This window comes from Akkermansiaceae bacterium (genome assembly GCA_019634595.1).
In the GTDB taxonomy this organism is placed as follows: Bacteria; Verrucomicrobiota; Verrucomicrobiia; order Verrucomicrobiales; family Akkermansiaceae; genus Luteolibacter.
The window spans coordinates 110,910-132,858 of the sequence record JAHCBC010000002.1; the positions used below are offsets into that span (position 1 = coordinate 110,910).

Sequence of the window (21,949 nt, forward strand, 5' to 3'; positions counted from 1 at the left end):
AGCCGACGATGCCCCGCGCACCACCCTAAAAACGGCCCGTCGGAAGACAGCCGCCCCAGCCCTTTCCATGCCGTCCGCCCTTTCCACCACCGACCTCCTGGAGAATCCCACCGCGGATGATATCCTGAACGCCTTCCTCGACTTCCTCGCGGGGACCGGGACGGAGCCATACGCCCACCAGGAGGAGGCCATCCTGGAACTGTTCCAGGACAAGAACGTGATCCTCGACACCCCCACGGGATCGGGGAAATCCCTCGTCGCGCTGGCCATGCAGTTCAAGTCGCTGGCGCAGGGCAGGCGGTCGTACTACACGGTGCCGATCAAGGCGCTGGCGAACGAGAAGTTCCTCTCGCTGTGCAACGTGCTGGGTCCGGAAAACGTGGGGCTGCTGACCGGGGACTCCACCGTGAACCCGAAGGCGCCCGTCCTCTGCTGCACGGCGGAAATCCTGTCGAACATCGCCCTCCGCGACGGAGCCGCCGCCCATGTGGACGACGTCATCATGGATGAGTTCCACTACTACGCGGACCACAGCCGCGGGGCCGCGTGGCAGATCCCCCTGCTGACCCTGCCAAAGGCGCGCTTCCTGCTGATGTCCGCCACGTTGGGGGATTCCTCGTTTTTCTCGAAGCAGCTCACGGACCTGACCGGTGCGCCCACCGTGCTGGTGCAGTCCGACCAGCGGCCGGTGCCGCTGGAGTTCACCTACTCCACCACCCCGCTGGAGGAGATGGTGGCGGAGCTGGTGGACGGCGGCCGCGCCCCGGTCTATCTGGTCCATTTCACCCAGAACGCGTGCGCGGAAACCGCCCGCAACCTGCTTTCCACGAACTTCTGCACGAAGGAGGAGAAGACCGCCATCGCCCGCGCGCTGGATGCCGCGGACTTCCGCAGCCCGTATGGCCGGGAGCTTTCCAAAATCCTGCGCCATGGCGTGGGCATCCACCACGCCGGGCTGCTGCCGAAGTACCGCCTGCTGGTGGAAAAATTGACCGCGCGCGGACTGCTGAAGGTCGTTTGCGGCACTGACACGCTGGGCGTGGGCGTGAACGTCCCCATCCGCACGGTCATGCTGACCGGCCTGTGCAAGTATGACGGGCGCGGCACGAAGATCCTGGCCGTGCGGGATTTCCGCCAGATCGCGGGGCGGGCCGGACGCCGTGGCTTCGACGACATCGGCTACGTGGTCTGCCAGGCTCCGGAGCACGTCATCGAGAACCTGAAGCTGGAGGAAAAAGCCAACGCGAACCCGAACAAGAAAAAGTCCTTCGTCAAACGGAAGCCGCCGGAGAAAGGCTACGTCCACTGGGAGGAGGCCACCTTCCGCAAGCTGATCGCCTCGCCGCCGGAGCCGCTGGTTTCCCGTTTCAACATCAACCACGGCATCCTGCTGAACGTGCTGTCACGGACGGATGAGGACGGATGCGCCGCGTTGAAAAAGCTCATCGCGGATTCCCACGAAACCGCGTCCCGCCAGAAGGCGCTGCGGAAGCAGGCGTTCACCCTTTTCCGCGGCCTCGTCGGCGCGAAGATCCTGCACATCCTGCCGCCTGCGAAGCGCACCGGCCCGCGCAAGGTCATCCTGGACATCGACCTGCCGGAGGACTTCTCCATCAACCACGCGCTCGGCCTGTGGCTGCTGGATGCCATCCCGCAGCTCGACCGGGAATCCGACGACTACGCGCTGGACGTCCTCTCGCTCATCGAGGCGATCCTCGAAAATCCGGACGCCGTGCTCCGCAAGCAGGTGGACCTGATGAAGACGGAGCTCATGGCACAGCTCAAGGACGAGGGCGTGGAATACGACGACCGCATCGCACGGTTGGAGGAGGTGGAATGGCCGAAGCCCGGCAAGGAATTCATCTACGCCACCTTCAACGAGTTCAAGCTGCTCCATCCCTATCTGGCGAACGAGAACGTCCGCCCGAAGTGCGTGGCCCGCGAGATGGTGGCGAACTACCAGTCCTTCGAGGACTACGTGAAGACCTACAAGCTGGAGCGCACGGAAGCCGTGCTGCTGCGCCACCTTTCCGAAGTGTACAAGGTGCTCTCCCAAACCGTCCCGGACCACCTGAAGACGGAGGCGCTGCATGAGGTGGAGTCTTTCCTGGAGCTCATCGTCCGGCACACCGACTCCAGCCTGCTGGACGAGTGGGAGACGCTGAAGAATCCGGAGGCCGTGCAGGACCACTCCGCGGCGGAGGAAAAGCTCCGCGCCTTCAAGGCGAAGATCCCCTACACGAAGGACCAGCCCGCGTTCAGCCGCCAGCTCCGCAACCACCTCCTGACGCTGGTCACCGCGCTGGCCCGCTACCAGACGGAGACCGCCCTCTCGCTGGTGGAACCCGCGGACTCCGACGGCAAACCATGGACCAACGAAAGGCTGCTGCGCCTGCTGGATCTGTACCACGAAACCCACCCGCAGATCCGCCTGGACCCGGAGGCGCGGAACGCCCGCCACACCCACCTCGCGGAGGACGGCGTGACCATCCACCAGACGCTCATCGACCCGGACGACCTCAACGACTGGTGCCTGACCCTGACGCTGGACCGGGCGAAGTCGGACGAAATGAGGACGCCCGTGCTGTTTCTGGAAGCCATCGGGGCAATCACATGAACACCCACTTTCGTGTGACCCTTCGGGGTTTGCACTGACCGGCCTCGTCCCGTGGGATTGGAAACCCAAAAACCAATCCCATTCCTCGAAGCCATGAAAACCCACCCAAGCCTTCTCTGCACGCTGATTTTGTCCTCCGCCGCCCCGGCCCATGCCGCCTTGCTGGCCTATGATGGATTCGACAGCACCGTCTATAATGCCGTCCCCTTGAGTTCCGGCGGCGGCTTCAAAAACCCCGACGCGGGACCATCCGACGCCCTTTTCTACGACAACGATACCAGCCGCAACAACGGCTCCACGGAGATCGGCCAGAATCCCTACGTCCATGGATTCACCGGGCCGTGGAGGTATAACGCGAACATCTCCTCCAGCGTCTATGCCCGGCTGGAACCAGCCCAGCTCTCCTACGCGGGCCTCACCACCACCACCGGCCACCTCAACCTGCATCGCTCCGCCAGCTCCAGCGCGACGGGCAAGGCCTTCGCCAGGGATCTGAATGTCGGGCCGAGCACGGGCTTCGGCAGTGTCCTCTACATCGGCGGACTGATCCAGCGCACCTCCGGCACCACCTTCAGCCTGAGCCTCAATTTCACGGGTGGCGGAACCCGCAACATTTCACTGTCCATCGCGGCGGATGGAATCACCTCCATGTCCGGCACCGACGCAACGACGGTCACGTCCGACTCCAACCTGTGGGTGCTCGACACTCCCGAGTTTTTCATCCTCAAGCTCGAAAACTCCGTTCTCGACGGAGTGGCCGGCGGAACCGTGGGGGACCAGATGTCCCTCTACATCAACCCGGACCTTTCCAACGAGGCCGCCAACACGGCCGCGCTCATCCTGGGTGACGAGGATTCGAGCTTCTTCGTCACCGGAAATTCCGGATGGACCATGGGCAGCCTCACCATCGGCAGCAATGCGGGGGCGGCGGGCCATTCGGCGATCTTCGATGAGTTCAAGATCGGCACGGAGTGGGCGGACATGCTGTCCACCATCCCGGAACCGGGAACGGGTGCGCTCGCCTTCGTTTCGCTGCTCTTCGCGTGCCGCCGCCGCCGTTGATCCGCACAAAATCCTCAAATGGATTGCACGGCGGGAATTCCCCGCTATCCGGGAACGCGTGTCCGAGCTTACCGGTGCCATCATCCTGCCCCTCATCGGCGCGGCGCTGCATCCTTTCCTGGGGGTGTTCATCCAGCGTTGCTCGCGGGGCGGGCTGGGGCTGACGCTGATCGTCGCGGTTTCCAACCTCATCACCGCCGCCATCTTCGCCACCTACCTGAAGCCGCAGGGCGGATGGGCGCTCCATGGAAAGGACTGGCTGGCGGTGCTGAACGGCATCCTCTTCTTCATGGGCCAGTGGTTTTCCGCCCGTTCCCTGAAGGGCGGCGACCTGGCCGTCCACTCCTCCGCGATGGGGGTGAAGCTGATCATCGTGGCGGCGCTGGCGACCGCCGTGGGCCTGGAAACCTCCCGCCCGTTCCTGATCCCCGCGGCGGTCATGGCGTGCGTCTCCGTCTATATGGTGGCGGGCGGCACACTGGCGGGCTGGCGGGAACACGGTTCCACCGTGGGCTTCACGCTGCTGGCGTGCGTCTTTTTCGGCATCAATGACTTCATGACCGGCTGGCAGGCCCACCACATCGGCGGACCGCGGTGGCTGGTCATCCTTTTCGCCACGGGCGGGGCGCTGTCGCTGGGGCTGCTGTCGTTCCGCATCCCGCAGGTGAAGGCGCTGGCCCACAGCGGGAACGTGAAGTGGTTCCTGGTCGCGGCGGGGGCCACGCTCGGGGTGCAGGCGCTCATCGTGAACATCGCCTTCAGCGAGTTCCGCCAGCCGACGCTCAGCAACGTGGCCTACAGCACCCGCGGGGTGATGGCCGTCATTTTCCTGTGGTGCCTGGGCCAGCGGAAGACCGGCGGCCTGTTCGCCAAGCAGATCGCGGGGGCCGTGCTGATGGTCATCGCGCTGGTGCTGGCCCTGCAAAAATAACTTTCCGGCGGCCACGCTTGCTTTGCGGTGGATGAGGTGCGAGGAAGTTGCAGGTATTCAAACGGATGATTGATTCCACGAAACCGCAGCGTGCCGTTCCGGAGCGCTACCTGTTGCTGTTGCTCGCGTGCGTGCAGTTCACGCACATCATGGATTTCATGGTGATCATGCCGCTGGGGCCGCAGCTCATGCGGGAGCTGCACATTTCCCCGGCGGAGTTCGGCAACATCATCTCCGCCTTCGCCATCACGGCGGGCATCGTCGGGCTGGCGGTGGCCCCTTTCACCGACCGGTTCGACCGCCGGCACACGCTGCTGTTCTGCTATGCGGGCTTCACGCTGGGGACGCTGGCGTGCGGGTTCTCCCAGACGCCGCAGATGCTGATGCTTTCGCGCGCCGTCTGCGGGGCCTTCGGTGGCGTCAGCAGCGCCACCATCATGGCCATCGTCGCGGATGTGGTGCCAGCGGAACGCCGGGCGCGCGGGATGGGCATCATCATGACCGCCTTTTCCGCAGCGGCGGCGCTGGGCGTGCCGCTGGGGCTGAAGATGGCGCAGCTCTGGAAATGGGAGGCTCCTTTCCTGGTCATCGCCGGGCTGGCCGCCGTGGTGTGGGTGATGCTGTTCCGCATCCTGCCGCCGGTGCGCGGCCACCTCCAGGCCAGCCGCAGCGCGAAGCCGGGCCATGATTTCCTGCTGCTGATCCGCGACAGGAACGCATGGATGGGCCTGGTGCTGATGATGGCCGCCGTCGCCGGGCATTTCATGATCATCCCCTACCTGTCGCCCTACCTGGTCGGAAATGTGGGTCTGGCGGAAAAGAACCTGTTCCTGGTCTATCTGGTGGGCGGCGTGGTGACCATCTTCACCGGCCCGCTGGTGGGGAAACTGGCGGACCAACATGGACGGTACAAGGTGTTCATCGTGATGGTGGTGTTCGCCTGCGCCATCATCTTCCACCTCACCACCTCCGGGCCGCTGCCGCTGTGGCATGTGCTGCTGAACGCGGCGATCTTCTTCATCTTCGCCAGCGGACGCTTCGTCCCGGCGCAGGCGGTCATTTCGCTGGCGGTGCCGTCTTCCCGCCGCGGAGCCTACATGAGCCTGGTCTCCTGCACGCGGGATCTGGCGTCCGGGGTGACCGCCGCCATCGGCGGCCTGATCGTGACCACCGGTGCGGGCGGGCAGCTCCTGCACTTCAACCGGCTGGGCTTGATCGCCATCGGCATGAGCCTTTTCAGCCTGGTGATCTTCCGGTTGGTCCGCTCCGCGGAATGACCCGTTTGCGCATCCGCCGATCACGGCGAAACTCCCGCCATGAATCCAGCTCCCATCGACCCCCGTACCACCATCGGCCACGTCCACCTGAAGGTCTCCGACATCGAGCGGTCGCTCGCCTTCTACTGCGGCGTCCTGGGCTTCCGGGTCACCCAGCAGTATGGGAAAGGCGCGGCCTTCATCGCGGCGGGCGGCTACCACCACCACATCGGCCTCAACACATGGCAGAGCCTGAACGGCCAGCCGCCGCCTCCGCATGCCACCGGCCTGTTCCACCTGGCCATCCTCTACCCGGACCGGCCGTCGCTGGCGGATGCCCTGCGCCGGTTGGCCGAGGCCGGTATCACCATCGACGGAGCCAGCGACCACGGGGTGAGCGAGGCCATCTACCTCCGCGATCCGGATGAAAACGGCGTCGAGCTTTACCGCGACCGCCCACAGGAGGAATGGCCGTTCACCCCGGAAGGCGAACTGGCGATGGACACGAGGCCGCTCGATCTGGCGGCATTGCTGGCGGAGGCACCCTGATGGGTCGTGCGAAATGCACAGGATGATATTTGCAATACGTCAAAAAATCGCATTTTATGGTCAGGAACCAGGAACTCCGGAATGGCTCATCCCTGATAATGATGATGTTACAACTAGTGGCATTCCATCTGCGAAAGGGAGAGGAACATCTCCGGCCCGCCGGTAGTCCAATCGAGAAACCATCATGAAAACCTCCAGAATCATCCTCTCCGTCATCACGCTGGGAGCAGCCGGACTGCTCACCTCCTGCGTTGATCCCTACTACACCGGCGGGACCACCACGACCACCACCGTCACCCAATACCGCCCGGGCTACATGGTTGATACCCTGCCCGGTGGCTACCGGACCGAGGTGATCGGCGGCGTGAGCTACTACCGTCACAACGACGTCTATTACCGTCCGCAGGGCCGCCGCTACGTGGTGGTGGATCGTCCGGGCGGCTATAACCGTGGACCGGGCCGCTACGATCACCGCGACCGTTATGACCACCGTGACCGCTACGACCGCGGGCCGGGCCGCTATGATCCCCGGGGTCCACGCGGTGGCCATACCACCGTGATCCGCACCCTTCCCAGCGGCGCCCGCGTGGTCACCCACCGGGGCCAGCGCTACTACGAGTCCCGCGGCACCTACTACCGCCCCGCCAGCGGTGGCTACATCATCGTCGGCAGCCCGTTCTGAACCGACCTCCCGACGATCCGGCAAAGCGGCCCATCACCCCGATGGGCCGCTCCCTTTTATTCCTGAAACATCCATCCGCGCTACGCGTAACTCTCCGTCCAATCCATGAAACTCACGCTCCTCAGCACCTCCCTCGCCACCCTCCTGCTCGCAGGTTCCTCTTTCGCGGCGGAAGCCGTGTCCATCTTCGACGGCAAGACCCTCGACGGCTGGAAGCAGAACAACGGCACCGCCAAGTATGAGGTCGTCGATGGCACCATCGTCGGCACCACCGCGGAAGGCAGCCCGAATTCCTTCCTCTCCACCGAAAAGCACTACGGAGACTTCGAACTGGAGTTCGAGGTGAAGGTGGATGACAAGCTCAACTCCGGCGTGATGCTCCGCTCCCAGACGAAGGACGGGAAGCCGGACGGACGGGTGAACGGCCCGCAGGTCGAGATCGAGGCCAGCGGCGAGAAAGGCGCGGAAGCCGGTTACATCTACGGCGAGGCCATCGGCGGCTGGATGACCCCGAAGGAAAAGCTGGTCCCGCACAAGAAGTTCAAGGACGGCGAGTGGAACCACTACAAGATCATCGCCAAAGGCCCGCGCATCCAGGTCTGGATCAACGGCGAGGCCGTCGAGGACCTCACGGACGAGAAGGTCTTCGCCAGCCACCCGAAAGGCTTCATCAGCCTCCAGGTCCACGGCATCAAGAAAGGCACCGGCCCTTACAAGGTGGCGTTCAGGAAGATCACGATCAAGGAGCTGTGAATGGGTAAGGAGGGAGGACACTCTTGTCCTCCGGCGGCATTGGCGAAATAAGTGCCTTTGCTTCGTTTCCCGTTGCAGCCGGAGGACAGGAGTGTCCTCCCTCCTTACTGGCTCCTTACCGGCTCAGAGCGTCTTCAGATACGCGATGCTCTGCTTGATGCTGGCGAGGGCGTCCGGGGACTGGTCCTGCTCGACGTGGCAGTGCTTGATGCCGGCCTTTTCCGCCGCCACCAGGATCGGCTCGGTCTTGATGATGCCGTTGCCGAGTTCCTTGAAGGCATCCTTCGGCACGCTGCCGAATTCCGGGGTCTTGATGCCTTCCTTGAGGTCCTTGAGGTGAAGCTGCTCCACCCGGCCCGCGAGCCTGGCGATGAGGTCGGTCGGCTCGATGCCGCCGAGTTTCACCCAGAAGAGATCCAGCTCGAACTTCATGTCCTTGGAGAACTCCTCGGTGAAGATGTCGAAGCCGCTCTTTCCGCCTTCCAACGGCTGGAACTCGAAACTATGGTTGTGGTAGCAGAGCTGGATGCCCGCTTCCTTGGCCTTGGCGGCCGCCTTGTTGAGGTTGCCCGCCACGCGCTTGTAGTCGTCCAGCGTCTTGCGGTCACCGTCGTGGAGGTAGGGGACGACGAGATGGCTCAGGCCGAGGCCTTTGGCCTTTTCCACGATCTTCAGGAAGTCGGAGAAGCTGTCGTCCTTCGGCTTGGTGGCGGATTCCCATTGGAAGTGGGTGGAGTTGATCTTCAGGCCGACATCCTGTGAGCCCTTGATGAGCGCGTCGGCGTCCGGGAAGCCGAACGGCTCGACCTGCTTGTAGCCCGCATCGGCGACGGCCTTCAGCGTGGCGGCGGTGTCCGCCTTCAACTCATTGCGGAGGGTGTAGAGCTGGATGCCGATGTTATCCCGATAGACCGCGCCACCTTCCAGCGCGAAGAGTCTCTGGGTCTGCAGGGCGAGGGTGGCGGCAAGGCCGGTGTAGAGGAAGTTGCGGCGGTTCATCGGGGAAACGATGCGCCCGTCACCCACCCCGCGCAAGCGATCTGCAAAGAAAAGCGCGGGGACCGTCCGGCCCCCGCGCTGTCTCCGGTCATGCGTGACCGTCCGGATCAGTCGTCATGGTCAAGCCCGGCGAAGCCGTCGAGCGTCTTCGGCACGAGAACCTTGTCGATCGCGTGGAAGACGCCGTTGGTGGCGACCACATCGGTGCTGACCACCTTGGAGTCATCCAGCTCGATCTTCTTGCCACCGTCATCGACGTCGACCTTCACCTTGTCGCCGCTGAGGGTCTTCACATCACCATCCTTGAGGCTGGAGGAGAGGAACTGTCCGGGGATGACGTGATAGGTCACCAGCGTGCGGAGCTTTTCCTTGTTCTCCGGCAGCAGAAGCTTGTCGAGCGCGCCGGAAGGCAGCTTGCCGAAGGCTTCGTCCGTGGCACCGAAGACGGTGAACGGGCCGCTGCCGCTGAGGGTTTCCTCAAGTTCGGCTGCCTTCACCAGCTTGGCGAGGATGGAGAAAGTCACGCCGTCATGGATGACGGAGGCAACACTGCCGGGAGCAGGGATTTTTTCCTCCGTGGCGGCTTTCTTGTCAGCTTTGTCCTCGTTCTGGGCGAAGGCCGCAGGAGTGACAGCGGACAGCGCGAGGACGAGCATCATTTTTGGGATCGTGTGCGTTTTCATCGGTTGTGAGATGGGTGGTTGCAGGGTCCGCCGTGTGGGGCGTCCCTGTCCTTTTCCATCGCACTGTCCGTGCCAGCGGCCTCCCCGCCGACCTAACCCGTTGATTTTCCAATGCCGGCCATGGATACCAAATGGAACGCGCTGCCACTCGGCCGGTGCAGATCCGCCCGGGATGGTGCAGGATGCCCGCAGTTGGGGCCGGGGAAAGACGGCGACCGGTGATCGCCGCCACGCGGCTATTGCAGCTCGATACGGTCGCAGAGCTTCATGCGGGTGGCCTCACCCGCTTCCGGGATGTCCTGCATCTTCTCCGTCCAGTGGACGCGGATCTTCCTGCCTTTGGCGGCGTCCCCATCCTTGAGGAGCTGCTCCAGAGGGGCGTCCGGTTTCAGGACGAAATAGGTCTCGATGCTGCCGTCCACCTGCTTGAGGTCCAGGTGGAGGTAGTCGCCCTGCTCCGTTCCGGCGAAGATCCCGTCGGAATAGCCCGCGCCGAAGACCGTCCCGGCCGGAGCCTTCGCCCCGTCCGCCTCACCCATCACTCCGGCATAGGCGGTGGAGCCCTCGATCCGCTCGATCAGATCGTCCGACATGGCCGTCAGCGCGGCCTCCATATCCGTGAAGTTCTTCTCCCCTTTCGCCACCGGCTTCTTGTCCGGGCCGATGTAGAGGACGAGGGCGCCATCGGTGAAATCGAACTTCTCCTCCACCAGCGACGCCGGTTTCCCGTCCTTCGCCTCATCCGCGAGGGTGGCGTGGGCGTATTTCAGCTCCCCCTCCGCATTGTAGTAGAAGTCCCTGGTCAGCACCCCGCCGTCGCCCTTCTGGCTGGCCTTGATGCGGCGCAGGACACCTTCGGAAAGCCAGGCCTTCACCTGGAACTCATCGCCGTCCTTCGGTTCATAGATGTGTTCGAGCGACTTGTATCCTCCGAGGTCGCGGTTCACCTCCGCCAGCACCTTGGCGGAGTCCCCTTCCTGTGCGGGGACTATGGCGAGGAGACCCAGGAACATTCCGGCGACGGCGGCTGGCAGCTTCATACCAGCAACCCTAAGGAGGGTGGACATTGCGGGCAAGCCGCTATGTCCTCCCTCCTTACACCCTCCTCACTTCGCCACCGTATGCTCGACTTCCGGCAGGGGCGGCAGCGGGCGCTGCGGCAGCCAGCCGAGTTCCTGGAAGAAGCGGCTGGAGTGGATGAGGTAGCTCTGGAAATGGGGATCGGTCTTCCGCCGCTCGAACAACTTGTGCTCCTTGCCCGCGTAGGTGAGCAGCTCCACGGAGACGCCGGCTTTTTTCATGCGCCCGAGAAAGGCGGTGTTGCTGGCGGGAGGTGAGACGGGGTCCAGCTTGCCGACGAGGATGAGGGTCTTCGGAAAGGTGGCGTCCGCCATGGTGGCGGGGGAGAATTTCAGCGGATCCATGCCCGCTTTTTTGCAACTCCCGATGCCGCCGCCCCAGCCCCCGCTGAGGTCGAAGGCCGGATAGAGCAGGACCAGCGCGTCCGCCTTCGGCGAAACCTTGAGGTCGTCCTTCGGGTCATCGTAGCCGGGGATGGTGTTCAGGGCCGCGGCGAGGTGTCCGCCCGCGGAGCCACCACCGGCTGCGATGCGCTGCGGGTCCATGCCGAACTCCGCCGCGTGGGCGCGGAAGAAACGCATGGCGGACTTCGCATCGGCCAGGCACTCGCCCGGGGACTTCGCCACGGAGTATTTGCCTTTCTTGCCCTGGCCCAGCAGGCGGTAGCGGATGGTCGCGCAGACCATGCCCTGACGGGAAAGGTGGAGGCTTTCGAAGGCATGGACGGACGGCTCCCCGCCGACCCAACCGCCGCCGTGGATGAACAGGACGCCGGGGCGGAGTTTGCCATCGGCTGCGGGTTTATCCGGCAGAAAGACGTGCATCTCCAGGTCGAGGCCATCGACGGTTTTGTAGGTGAGCACCTTGCTCGCCTTCGCCAGAGCCTCCTGCGGGGTTTCCGGCAGCGCGTCGATCGCCGCGGGGATCGGCACGGTGGTGGCCCCGGCGGCGGGTGCCTTCGCCAGCAGCGGTTGCAGGGCGTCGAAGAATTTCGCGCCCATCTTCTCCGCTCCGGAGGCGCTGGGGTGGACCATGTCCTGGATGGTGTCCGTCTTCCAGTCGAAGCCGGTTTCCTGGTCAACTACGGTGACCTTGAGCTTCTCAGCGAGCTTCGCGATCTCCTTGTTCAGCTCCGGGATGTATTCGTACTTCGGCAGCTTGCCGCTGGGGATGACCTTGGCCAGCAGGATGATCACCTGCGGGTTGTCCTTGCGGGCGAGCGTGATCATTTCCTCCGCCGTGCGGATGATGCCGGGGATGGGCTTTTCCTCCACGGTGTGGTTGTGGCCGGAGTGGATGATGACGACGTCCGCCGGGTGCGCGGCGTGGAATTTCCCGTACTCCACGGCGACCTGCTCGATGCTCTTGCCGCCGTAGCCGCCATGGGCCAGCCCGGCCTTGTCCTTTTTCGGGCCGACGAAGACGACGGGGATGCCCGCCTTGTCCAGCTTCTCCGCCAGCACATGCCGGTACACCTTGAAGGTGCTGCCGCCCTCCGTGATGGAGTCGCCGAGGCAGAGGATGCGGGGCTGGGAAAACGCCTGCGAAGCGAAGGTGGCGACGACAAGGACAAGGAGGCGGATCGATCTCATGGAAAAGCTACTCTCCGATACGGAGCTGGAAAAATTTCTTTCCATCACTGAACGGGTCGGAGCCACGGACGGGAATGCCGATGTGGCGGAAATCTCCGGCGGCCTGGAACAAGGAGGGCGACGCCAGGGCGGGAACGCGCTGCCAGCCGGTGAGATTGTCCGACTCCCAAACTTCCATCTTCATGCCGTTGGCCCGCTGGTGGCGGCGGAGGAGGAAATAGAGCTTCCCGTCCTGGGACAGCAGCCGGGGGCGGGCGTCCGGTCCTGCCGCGCCGGAGAAAAACTCCACCAGGTTGGCCACGCCGTCGCCATCCGGGTCCGCACCGGGGCCGGAGATCTGCGGGTCCGCCAGTTGGGCGGCATCGAACCGGGAGAACCTCCATGCGTCGAACGGCGGGTCCACCAGCTTCACGGTGGCGGAGATGTCCGTGCCGAGGAAATAACCGGAGGAAGGGTTGATGGTGACGGTGACCGTCCGTTCCCCGGAGGGGACCGCCACCGCCGGGGAACCAACGGGCACCACCAGCTCCCCAACGCCCGCCGGGATGGTGACGGAGGAGGGAAATGACGGCGACAACTCCGCCGGGGAAGCCGTGCCGCCCCGGGTGAGGTCCACCACCAGCGGAGCGTCCAGCGTGCCGTTCCGGGAGACGATGAACTCCGCCGGGACGCGCCCGCCGCGCATGGTGGATGGGATGAGCGGGGTGACGCTGACGATGTTGTCCGGGCCGGGCATCACCCAGCGGGCGGCGTCCGCGATGACATACTCATCGGCTCCGGTGGTCTCGATGAGGAGGCTGCCGGAATTCGAACTGCCCGCATTGAACTGGAAGCTCCCCATACTCACCCAGGTGTTGCTGTTCTGTTCCTGGTCGATGCGGACGAAATGGCTGCCGCCGTTGTGGAAGACGGTCACGGGCACGTTCTTCGCCCGGTTGGCCTGGGCGGGCCAGCGGAGATAGACGGTGTAGCTCCCGGAGGCGGGCAGGTTCGGGACGAAGCGCACGGATTTCGTACCCTGCCCGGTGTTGCCGTCGGTCAGGTAGTCCTTTCCATAGTAGCCGGACTGGGAGGTGCTCTCCGTCCACTGGCCGATCTTGATCGCGTTGTCGTCGGCGTTGTCAACGATGGTGCCGGTGCCCGCGCCGCCGTCGGAACCGGTGGTGAGCGCCTGCCTGTCCGCACGCATCTTCACCACCAGCTTCGCGTAGGGGACCTGCTGGACGGTGAGGCCATCGTCGATGGCGATGGATGCGGCGGTGGCGGAGGACTGGCCCAACCCCATGAACACCGGCTCCATGCGGATGGAGCCGAACGCCATGTGGGAGGAGGACAGGCACCAGGGGACGAGGAGGTTCTCGCACTCCCCCTGCTTCGGCACGATGGAGCGGTAGGAGATGGGGTAGGGCCCGTTGGTGCGGTCCTGGACGTCGCCCTCGTTGCGGACGAAACCGTTCGCGTTCACGTAGCGCTGCACATGGTGGGAGTCCATGGTGTAGGCGGCCATGCCGACGGAGTCCGGGGCGACCTCCGTGCCACGGCAGTTCTTCGTGCTCATGACGTAGTCGGAGACCATCCGCCGCGCCTCGCGCACGTAGAGCTGGTAGGGCCAGTTGCCGTTGTCGGTGAACTCATCCTTCGGCAGGCCCCAGGTGGGGTAGAGACCGTCGGGGTGGCGGGCGCGCACCCGCGGGTGGTTCTGCAGCGTCCAGATGAGTCCGCGCTGCCAGTTCTCATGCTCCTTCGCCAGCGCGGTCCGCTGGGCGTGGTTCAGGGTGGCCCAGTTCCAGCCCGGCCCGTAGTTCCGCCCGATGTAGTCGGTGGAGACGGCACCCGTATTGTTGGAGTCCGTCTTGCGGTTGGGCATGAGGTCCAGCTTGAAGAAATTGTTGCCCTGCCCGGCCTCCACGGCCCGCAGGAGCAACTCGTAGTTGGCGGCGTCATACCCGGGTGGCTGCGCCACCATCACGCGGTTGTCCGCGCGGTCGGTGAGGCACATGCGGAAGCAATACGCCTGCAGCCGGTGGTCCGCCGTGCCGTTCGTGGCGACGGATGGCTCGATGCCTGGCAGCAGTCCGCTGGCGGGGTTCCCGGCGATCCGGTAGGCGCTGATGCTGGCGAGGTTGTTGGTGAAGTTGTGGCTGCCTTTCCCCACCTGCACGCCGCTGTTATCCTCCCCGTAAACCGCGTTCGCCTCCCGGCCGATGAACCAGCTCACCCCCGCCCCGGCCATCACGTCCCCTTCGTAGGATGCGTCGATGAACATCTTCCCGCGATAGGTTTCCCCACCCTCCATGCGGAGGCCGGTGATGCGCAGGCCATCCATGACCACGCCGTCATCCAGGTCCAGCAGGCCGGTGAAGACGGGCACGTTCCACTCCGACAACATCTCGTTGAACACGGCCTCCGCCACCTTCGGCTCGAAGATGGAGGCGACCTGCGTGGTGTGGTTGAATGCCGCCGTCCCCTGGCCGCTCAGGTTCCGGATGGAGGTCCAGTTTGGCTGCTGGGAGTAGTGCACGTACACCCGGTGGTAGAAGTCCCGGCTGAGGCCACCGAGGATGGCCGTGCTCCCCAGGTCCGTCCAGCCGAGGCCGCTGGAGGTGAGGCCGCCGAGGTGCGCGGTGGGGGAAACCAGCACGACCTTCTTCCCCATCTTCGCGGCCTGGACCGCGGCGGTGATGCCGCCGGAGGTGCCTCCGTACACGACGATGTCGAACTCATCCGGATGCGCGGAAAGCGCACCATGGATGAGCGGGAACAGGAGCGCGGCGAGCGCCCCGGCCCGGCCGGTGGGTTTCATAGGGGTTTTGGGTTTTCCGGCGGGATGGGTTTTTTGCCGGAATCCGGGGATTCTCCGCGAGCGGAGCCGCGGTTCAATGAAAATGTTCCGCCGAAAGTCACGGCGCGCCCGGCGGTCGCGGCCGTTTTTTCACAGCGGCTGCCAGGAATGCCTGGCCCAGAAGGCGCGCAGCTCATCCACGGAACCGTTGAAGGCGTTGTGCTCCAGCGGACGGTCCATGGTGCCGAAATACTCCGGTGCCCTCCATGGGCCGTGGTTGTAGTGCTTCGAGTTCGACCGGCCCCGGCCCCACTCGACGCCACCATACTGCCACATCGCCCACTCATCCCAGATGCCATAGGCTTTCATGAGATCCCTCGGCGTGCGGAAGCCGTTGGTGTGGTTGTAGAGGGCGATCCAATACGGGCACTGGCGGATGCGGCGTTTCTCGGCGGCGCTGGCATTGCTGAGCGTCGCCCGCAGGCCGCCGCTGTTCTCCAGATAGATGACGGGCAGCACGCCGGTTAGCTGCTCGATGCGGTCGATGAAACGCACGATGTCCGACGCGCTGGACTTCGTGTCGAAGTCGCCCACCAGCAGGATCTTCCGGCCCTGAAGCCCGCGCTGCGCGGCGATTTCCCGCAGGCGGCTGACGTAGCGGTCCGCCTGCCACACGGGGTCGCTGGTCTTCAGGACGAAGTAGTAGGTGCCCAGCATCATGCCCTCACGGTTCGCGGCGCTGAGGAAGTCGGCGCATTTCTCGTCGATCAGCGTGCCCTTTCCGGTGCGGGCGATGAGGCCGTGCGAGCCGTTCCGCCGCAGCGCGGAGACGTCATGCGGCGAGTAGGAATCCCCCGCCCGCTGCTTTTCCTTCGGGTCGAAGCTGGAGACGTTCACCACCTTCGGCGCGTCCAGCAGCGCCACGTTGCCGTAGCCGCCGCCACCGCAACTGTTGAGGACAAAGGGGACCAGCGGAACCAGCGCGAGGAGGAGACGTTTCAGCACGGTTCCAACCAAACGGAGCGTCCACCGGAAAGCAAGCGATCCTTCCAAGACACCCAGGGCCATCTCATTTCAGGCGTTGCCAGAGGAAGCAGGTGGATCACCACTGATTTCACTGATTTACTGATTCAGAATCCGGCAATATGGCGGAAGAACGTCCATCCCTCCCTTTCTTCAATCAGTAAATCAGTGAAATCAGTGGTGAATTTTTCCAAATTTCGGGTGGAGCGTCCGAAATGAGGTGGCTCTTCCAAGACACCGCTCACCGCTTCAGGTCCACGATCACCCCTGGCGGCGCCTCCGGCGGGCGGGATGCCTCCAGCCGCGCCCTCACGATCTCGTCCCTCTCGATCCCCCGCACCGTCGTTTCCGCCTGCACCTCCAGCAGGTGGTGCGCCCAGCGGCTGATGAAATACTGGCACAGCATCCACACCCCGGCCCCCAGCATGACGAGCAGCACCAGCCAGGAAATCCAGCCCGCCGCCAACGGCAGCCACTTTCCGGAAAAGCCTTCTCCGAGCTTCACACCGAGGGAGGCGGCACCGGCCAGGATCATCCAGCCCTTGTAGCCGGGGTCGGCCGCTCTCACGGAGTATGCCAGACCGATCGCAACCGTCAGGAAATTCACCGCGATCCAGCCGTTGATCAGCCCGAGGGGCGCGAGCACGAAGTACCATATGACCCCGGAGCCTCCGGTGCTCCCGGAAGCCAGGAATGACGCGATCACGGCCAGCACGCCGACGATGCAGCCGGTCCAGATGGCACTGGCGAAGTAAAGGAGACGCTTGAAGATCGAGCCGACGGCCCCTCCGAAAACATCCAGCGGATCAAAGCTCATTTCCGGAAATCAGGTGGCGTGCATCACGACCGGCGGCGTCCCAGCAGGAGGAGCGCACCAAACGCTCCCAGCACCGCCGCGGCCGGTTCCGGGATGGCGGTGAACGAGACATCATCGATGCCCACGGCGGCGCGGCGGTTGCCGCCGGTGCTGTTATCCGTCCAGCGGAGCCACAGCTCCTGGCCCTGTCCCCATGAGATGCCCGTCACATCGGAGGCCAGCACCACGCGGCCGGCGGTGTTCCCGTTGATCGCGCGCGACGACCCGCCGGAGGGCTCGGTCACCGGTGCGGTGAAGGTCAGCGCGGAAACGGAAGTCCAGCCGGAGGTCGCGCTGAGCGATCCGGTCCCCGCCGCGAAAATCTGGTAGTCGAAGGTGAGGCCGTCCGCGATCTCCCCGACGATGGCCCGCCATTGCTCACCGGCATACTGGAGGTTGAACGCGCTGATAATGCCCGACGTGTCGTTGGAGATGCTCACCCCGTAGCTGATCGCGGAGGTGCCGGAATTGTGGTTCTGTGAACCGAGGGCACGGTCGATATTACCGCTTGGCCCCAGGCTCTGGATGGTTCCGACGGCTGCGGTTCCTCCCGTGCTGACGGTGTAACTGCTGAAAGAGGCGACCGGAGTGGGAATCCGGGAGACGGCATACCAACCGGGAATGGTCGAGTTGTCCGCCCACGCGACCGGGTCGGTGCCGCTGCTGGCCAGCGTGTTGAAGTTCTCCGTCAGCGTGGAGCCGTAGGTGGCATAGCTGATCGCGGCCTGGAGGGGAGTTGCCGACAATGCCAGCAACGCAGTCCGTAAAAGAAAGTCCTTGGGTTTCATCGCAACCAGACCCCTACAACGGAAGTCGTCCCCAAAGCACGGAAAAAATGACAGCGGCCCCCGTGGGGGAGGCCACTGCCCGGTGTGGATCACCGCGCGGCTCCGCCCCCCGCAGGAACCTGTGGCAACGACTCCCCGATCATCTCACCCCAGTGCTGGAGGAAGAATTTCTTCTCCTGGGTGAGCAACCGGTCCGAGCGTCCGAGGATGGGACGGAGCGAGGTGGTCATCTGGAGGGTGACCAGCGCGAAGATGGCCCCCCAGATGAACAGCGGCCCGCTCTGGGAACCGCCGGTCTGGCGGATGGCGGTGAGGAGGAACTTCAGCGCGAAGAAGAGGGAGATGATCCACGCGCCGATGGCCAGGAAGCCCATGAAGCCGAAGGAGTCTGTCGATTCCGCGAAGATCCACACCGCGGGCGAGCAACCGAGCAGCAGCAGCCCGGCGATGGCCAATGACCCGGCGAGGCAGGCCGACAGTTGGGAAAGCGACGCCCGTGCGCCCGCCAGGGTGGCGAAGATGTAGAGGCTGGGGAAGCAGATGGCACCGGAGATGAGCATGCCCGCGGCGATCTTCAACGGAGCGGCCCAGAGTTGTTCGTGCTTCGCGAAGCAACCGAGCACCACGCCAAAGACCAGGCACGACACCAGCATGATGAGCGTGAACTTTCCACCCGCCCCGTGGCCGGGTGTGGCGAGGCGGTCCATCAGCTCGTGCGGCCGGCGGAGCAGTCCCTCGACCAGGTGCTTGAGATCGAGGTGTGCCGGGAAGGCGGCCTCATCGGGGGCTTGCGGCGTGGCATGGGGGATTTCGGGTGGCGTGTTCATGGTCGTTTCTTTCGTTGGTGGAGATGGGTGGCGGCGGCGGCCAGCGACAGGAGGGCGAGGAGGCACAGGACCTGGATCTGGTGGCCGTCCGTGATGCGGCCGAAGGAAGCCCACACGGCCTCATAGAAATTCCCGCGCATGGGCTCCGGCCTGAGGAAGGCGACGTCCAGTGACGGCGAGCCGAAGAACGGCCGCAGGATCCAGGAGAACTGCGCGCCGAGGAAGGCGTTGCCGCCCAGCCAGGCGCAGAGGGTCAGCAGGGCGGCCCTGCGGGTGGGCGCGTGGTGTCCCAGCATGCGATGGAGGTGGATGTTCGCGGAAGCTCCGGCAAAGGCGATCAACGCGGTGTGGGTGAGCAGGTAGGCCGCGTGGGAGATCTCCGCGGCGGGAGAGGTGGGCGGCGGGGCGTTCCACGCCAGCAGGAACGTCACCGGCGCGAGCGAGCCGAGGACCAGCGCCGCCAGCGCGAACGATGACAGCAGCGCGAACAGCGACTGGCGGAAACCGAGGCCGCTGCCGAGCAACATGCCCAGCAGGCCGTTGAGCAGCCCGTTGCAGAGAAGCGTCAGCCCCACCAGCAGCGGCAGCTTCACCGCCACGTAGAGACCCATCACCGGGGAGCGCCAGAAGCCGACGGTGAAGCCATACAACATCAGCCCGCAACAGGCGGTGAGGGCGACCGTCCCGGCCTTTCTTGAGGAGAGGTCATCGAGCCAATGGGTGTCAGGCTGGATCAGCGGCCGCAGGTTCATGGCGAACATCCCATGCCCTCACCGTGAAGGGAGGATGTCGCTTCTGTGATCTTCGCGTGAAATCAGCAGCGGGGAAGAGAAAGACCCCACCACTCAGGGTAATCCAAATCCCACGGTGGAGCCTCCGAAATGAAAAAGGCACCGTCGCTCCGTTTTCCGGAACAGCGGTGCCTTTGTGAAACGTGGGCCGTATCAGGCGACCAGCGCCTTCAGCCTGCGGCAGACTTCCTCCACGTTCGCACGGGAGTTGAAGGCGGAGATGCGGAAGTAGCCCTCACCGGCGGAGCCGAAGCCGGAGCCGGGGGTGATGACGACCTGGGCCTCGCCGAGCATCTTGTCGAACATGTCCCAGGAAGTCAGACCGGCGGGGCAGCCGACCCAGACATACGGGGCGTTCTCACCACCGAAGACCGGCAGGCCTGCGGCGGCGGCGGCTTCGCGGAGGAGTTTCGCGTTGCCCATGTAGTGGGAGATCAGCTCGTTGACCTGCTGCTTGCCTTCTTCCGAGAAGACGGCGGCGGCGGCCTTCTGGACCGGGTAGCTGGCACCGTTGAACTTGGTGCTGTGGCGGCGGGACCATAGCTGGTGCAGCGGCACGCGCTGGCCGTCGTCCGTCTTTCCGGAAACGGTCTTCGGGATCACGATGTAGGCGCAGCGCACGCCGGTGAAGCCGCCGTTTTTCGAGAAGGAACGGAACTCGATGGCGACGTCCTTCGCGCCTTCGATCTCGAAGATGGAACGCGGGATGGCGGGGTCCTGGATGAACGCCTCATAGGCGGCGTCGAAGAGGATGATGGCGTCGTTCTTCTTCGCGTAGGCCACCCATGCCTCGAGCTGCGCGCGGGTCGCGACGGCACCGGTCGGGTTGTTGGGGAAGCAGAGGTAGATGAGGTCCGCCTTCTCCGAGGGGACGTCCGCGACGAAGTTGTTGCCCGCGTTGCACGGCAGGTAGAGCAGGCCCGCGTAGGCGCCCTTGTCATCCGCGTCGCCGGTGTTGCCGGCCATGACGTTGGTATCGACATAGACCGGATAGACCGGGTCGGTGATGGCGATGACGTTGCCCTTGCCAAAGATGTCGAGGATGTTGCCGGTGTCGCACTTCGAGCCGTCGGAAATGAACACCTCATCCGCGGAGATGCCGAGGCCGGAGAACTGGTTGTCCACGATGGCCTGGCGGAGGAACTCGTAGCCCTGCTCCGGGCCGTAGCCTTTGAAGGAGTCGCGGCTGGCAAGCTCATCCACGCCTTCGTGCATGGCCTTCACGACGGCGGAAGGGAGGGCCTCCGTCACGTCACCGATGCCGCAGCGGATGATCCGCGCCGCCTTGTCCGGATTCGCCTCGGTGTAGGCCTTCACCCGACGGGCGATTTCGGGGAAAAGGTAACCCGCCTTCAGTTTCAGGAAATTCGCATTGATGGTTGCCATGGCGGCGGAGGTTTAGCCGCCCGCCCGGCACCGTGCAATCGTTTCGTTGGGGGGGAAATGTGGCTGGGGCGTCCCGCCCCAATGGAGCGCAGCGACATGGCGGCCCTGATTCAAATCTACCTTTGGCCGCAACCCGTTGCAGGGGCATCTTGCCCCTGGCATTCCGGTGGGTCCGCTGTCTTCCGTGGCAGGTGGTTGGGATGCGGGCCTGATTCTTCGCGGAAGACAGAGGCGGGACGCCCCTGCAACGGCCTGGGCCAAGATGGCCCAGCCACATTTCGAAGACTCAGAACGAGAACAGCACCTTCCCGTCGCGGCCGGGCTCGTCCAGGCGGGAGAGGGCTTTCGGAAAATCCCCGAGGGAGAAAAGGGAATCGACCTTCTGGACGATGCCGCCCGCCTTCACCTTCTCCGCCAGGGTTCCATAGACCTCCCGGATCTGCTCAGCGGACGCGCCTTCCAGCCACTTGGTGATCCACAGACCGCGCACGGCGATGTCGCGGAAGATGAGGAGACCGTTGGGCACGGTGACGGGACGCCGCCCCATCGCGCCGTAGGTGATGTGGGAGGCACCCTCCCGCAGGAGCTTCAGCAGGCCCAGCGCACTGTCACCGCCGACGGCGTTGAAGGCCAGCGCGGCGCGTGCTCCGCCGAGCAGCTCGCGGGCGGAGGCGCGGCCCGCATCGTCATCGGTGAAAACGGCATCCCCGCCGAGCGTCTTCAGCTCGTCCACCAACTCCGGCCGCCGGACAAAGGACACCGTGCGGATGCCGGAGTCCCGCGCGAGCTGGATGACGCAGCGCCCCACGGCGGAGTTCCCCGCGTTCTGGACGATCCATTCCCCATCCTCCACCAGGCCGAAGCCGCGCAGCAGCCGCCACGCGGTCGCCGGGTTCACCTTGAGCATGGCCGCCTGCACCGGATCGATGCCTGCCGGGAGCTTGAAAAGCGTAGCCGCCGGGACGGTGGTGTGGGTCGCCCAGGTGGCGGAGCGTTTCAGGAAAATGACGGGGTCCCCTGCGGAAAAACCTTCCGCCGCGCTGTCCTCCACCACGCCGAATCCCTCGATGCCGGGTGTGGCGGGCAGCTCCGGCTTCACGCCGTAGGTGCCCTCGATGGTGTTGAGGTCCGCCGGGTTAAGCGGCGCGGCGACCATGCGCACGAGCACCTCCCCGGGCGCGGGTTCATTGGGTGTGAAATTCTCCAGCTCCAGGACATCCGCGGGCTTTCCCGTGGTGCGGAAGATCAGGCGTGTGCCGCTTTCGGTCATGCCCCAATGTGGAATCCCCGCA

General features: G+C 64.7%; 19 protein-coding genes. 7 read left to right on the forward strand and 12 right to left on the reverse strand.

Features of this window, described 5'->3' with window-relative positions; translation table 11 throughout:
- Positions 1–67: 67 nt before the first annotated feature.
- The 7 genes from KF712_06205 (at position 68) to KF712_06235 (ending at position 7,850) form a co-directional block, all read left to right on the forward strand.
- Entirely contained in the window at positions 68–2,617 is a 2,550-nt protein-coding gene (locus tag KF712_06205) for a DUF3516 domain-containing protein (protein ID MBX3740563.1), read from the forward strand.
- A 93-nt stretch (positions 2,618–2,710) separates the two neighbouring features.
- A complete protein-coding gene (locus KF712_06210; GenBank protein MBX3740564.1) occupies positions 2,711–3,679 on the forward strand; it encodes a hypothetical protein in 969 nt (322 codons plus the stop codon).
- A 58-nt stretch (positions 3,680–3,737) separates the two neighbouring features.
- On the forward strand, positions 3,738–4,610 hold the full coding sequence (locus tag KF712_06215) for a hypothetical protein (protein MBX3740565.1): 873 nt from the start codon (positions 3,738–3,740) through the stop codon (positions 4,608–4,610).
- Positions 4,611–4,675: 65 nt separating this feature from the next.
- Complete coding sequence (locus KF712_06220; protein MBX3740566.1) at positions 4,676–5,887, forward strand: MFS transporter; 1,212 nt, start codon at positions 4,676–4,678, stop codon at positions 5,885–5,887.
- Between the two features lie 39 nt (positions 5,888–5,926).
- Positions 5,927–6,415, forward strand: a complete 489-nt coding sequence (locus KF712_06225; GenBank protein MBX3740567.1) for a VOC family protein — start codon at positions 5,927–5,929, stop codon at positions 6,413–6,415.
- A 184-nt stretch (positions 6,416–6,599) separates the two neighbouring features.
- On the forward strand, positions 6,600–7,097 hold the full coding sequence (locus KF712_06230; GenBank protein ID MBX3740568.1) for a hypothetical protein: 498 nt from the start codon (positions 6,600–6,602) through the stop codon (positions 7,095–7,097).
- A 105-nt stretch (positions 7,098–7,202) separates the two neighbouring features.
- Positions 7,203–7,850: a DUF1080 domain-containing protein gene (locus KF712_06235; GenBank protein MBX3740569.1), complete on the forward strand. Its 648-nt coding sequence runs from the start codon at positions 7,203–7,205 to the stop codon at positions 7,848–7,850.
- A gap of 123 nt (positions 7,851–7,973) precedes the next feature.
- Here KF712_06235 and KF712_06240 read toward each other — a convergent pair whose 3' ends face one another.
- The 12 genes from KF712_06240 to KF712_06295 form a co-directional block, all read right to left on the reverse strand.
- On the reverse strand, positions 7,974–8,849 hold the full coding sequence (locus KF712_06240; GenBank protein MBX3740570.1) for a sugar phosphate isomerase/epimerase: 876 nt from the start codon (positions 8,847–8,849) through the stop codon (positions 7,974–7,976).
- A 107-nt stretch (positions 8,850–8,956) separates the two neighbouring features.
- On the reverse strand, positions 8,957–9,532 hold the full coding sequence (locus KF712_06245; GenBank protein MBX3740571.1) for a fasciclin domain-containing protein: 576 nt from the start codon (positions 9,530–9,532) through the stop codon (positions 8,957–8,959).
- 236 nt (positions 9,533–9,768) lie between these two features.
- Positions 9,769–10,599 carry a hypothetical protein gene (locus tag KF712_06250; GenBank protein MBX3740572.1) on the reverse strand — a complete coding sequence of 277 codons (831 nt, stop codon included), beginning with the start codon at positions 10,597–10,599 and terminating at the stop codon, positions 9,769–9,771.
- A gap of 39 nt (positions 10,600–10,638) precedes the next feature.
- Positions 10,639–12,204, reverse strand: a complete 1,566-nt coding sequence (locus KF712_06255) for an alpha/beta hydrolase fold domain-containing protein (GenBank protein ID MBX3740573.1) — start codon at positions 12,202–12,204, stop codon at positions 10,639–10,641.
- Positions 12,205–12,211: 7 nt separating this feature from the next.
- Positions 12,212–15,007: an FAD-dependent oxidoreductase gene (locus tag KF712_06260; protein MBX3740574.1), complete on the reverse strand. Its 2,796-nt coding sequence runs from the start codon at positions 15,005–15,007 to the stop codon at positions 12,212–12,214.
- A 129-nt stretch (positions 15,008–15,136) separates the two neighbouring features.
- Positions 15,137–15,991: a hypothetical protein gene (locus KF712_06265; GenBank protein MBX3740575.1), complete on the reverse strand. Its 855-nt coding sequence runs from the start codon at positions 15,989–15,991 to the stop codon at positions 15,137–15,139.
- 259 nt (positions 15,992–16,250) lie between these two features.
- Positions 16,251–16,826 (reverse strand): hypothetical protein, encoded by a 576-nt coding sequence (locus KF712_06270; protein ID MBX3740576.1) that lies wholly within the window; start codon positions 16,824–16,826, stop codon positions 16,251–16,253.
- Positions 16,827–16,849: 23 nt separating this feature from the next.
- The gene (locus tag KF712_06275; protein ID MBX3740577.1) at positions 16,850–17,653 is read right to left on the reverse strand and encodes a hypothetical protein; all 804 of its coding nucleotides are present in this window, start codon (positions 17,651–17,653) and stop codon (positions 16,850–16,852) included.
- 89 nt (positions 17,654–17,742) lie between these two features.
- A complete protein-coding gene (locus tag KF712_06280; protein MBX3740578.1) occupies positions 17,743–18,480 on the reverse strand; it encodes a hypothetical protein in 738 nt (245 codons plus the stop codon).
- Complete coding sequence (locus tag KF712_06285) at positions 18,477–19,232, reverse strand: hypothetical protein (protein MBX3740579.1); 756 nt, start codon at positions 19,230–19,232, stop codon at positions 18,477–18,479. Before KF712_06285 ends, KF712_06280 begins: the two co-directional genes overlap by 4 nt.
- Before the next feature lie 192 nt (positions 19,233–19,424).
- Positions 19,425–20,657 carry an LL-diaminopimelate aminotransferase gene (locus tag KF712_06290; protein MBX3740580.1) on the reverse strand — a complete coding sequence of 411 codons (1,233 nt, stop codon included), beginning with the start codon at positions 20,655–20,657 and terminating at the stop codon, positions 19,425–19,427.
- Positions 20,658–20,943: 286 nt separating this feature from the next.
- Entirely contained in the window at positions 20,944–21,927 is a 984-nt protein-coding gene (locus tag KF712_06295) for a 2-enoyl thioester reductase domain-containing protein (GenBank protein MBX3740581.1), read from the reverse strand.
- Between the last annotated feature and the right edge of the window lie 22 nt (positions 21,928–21,949).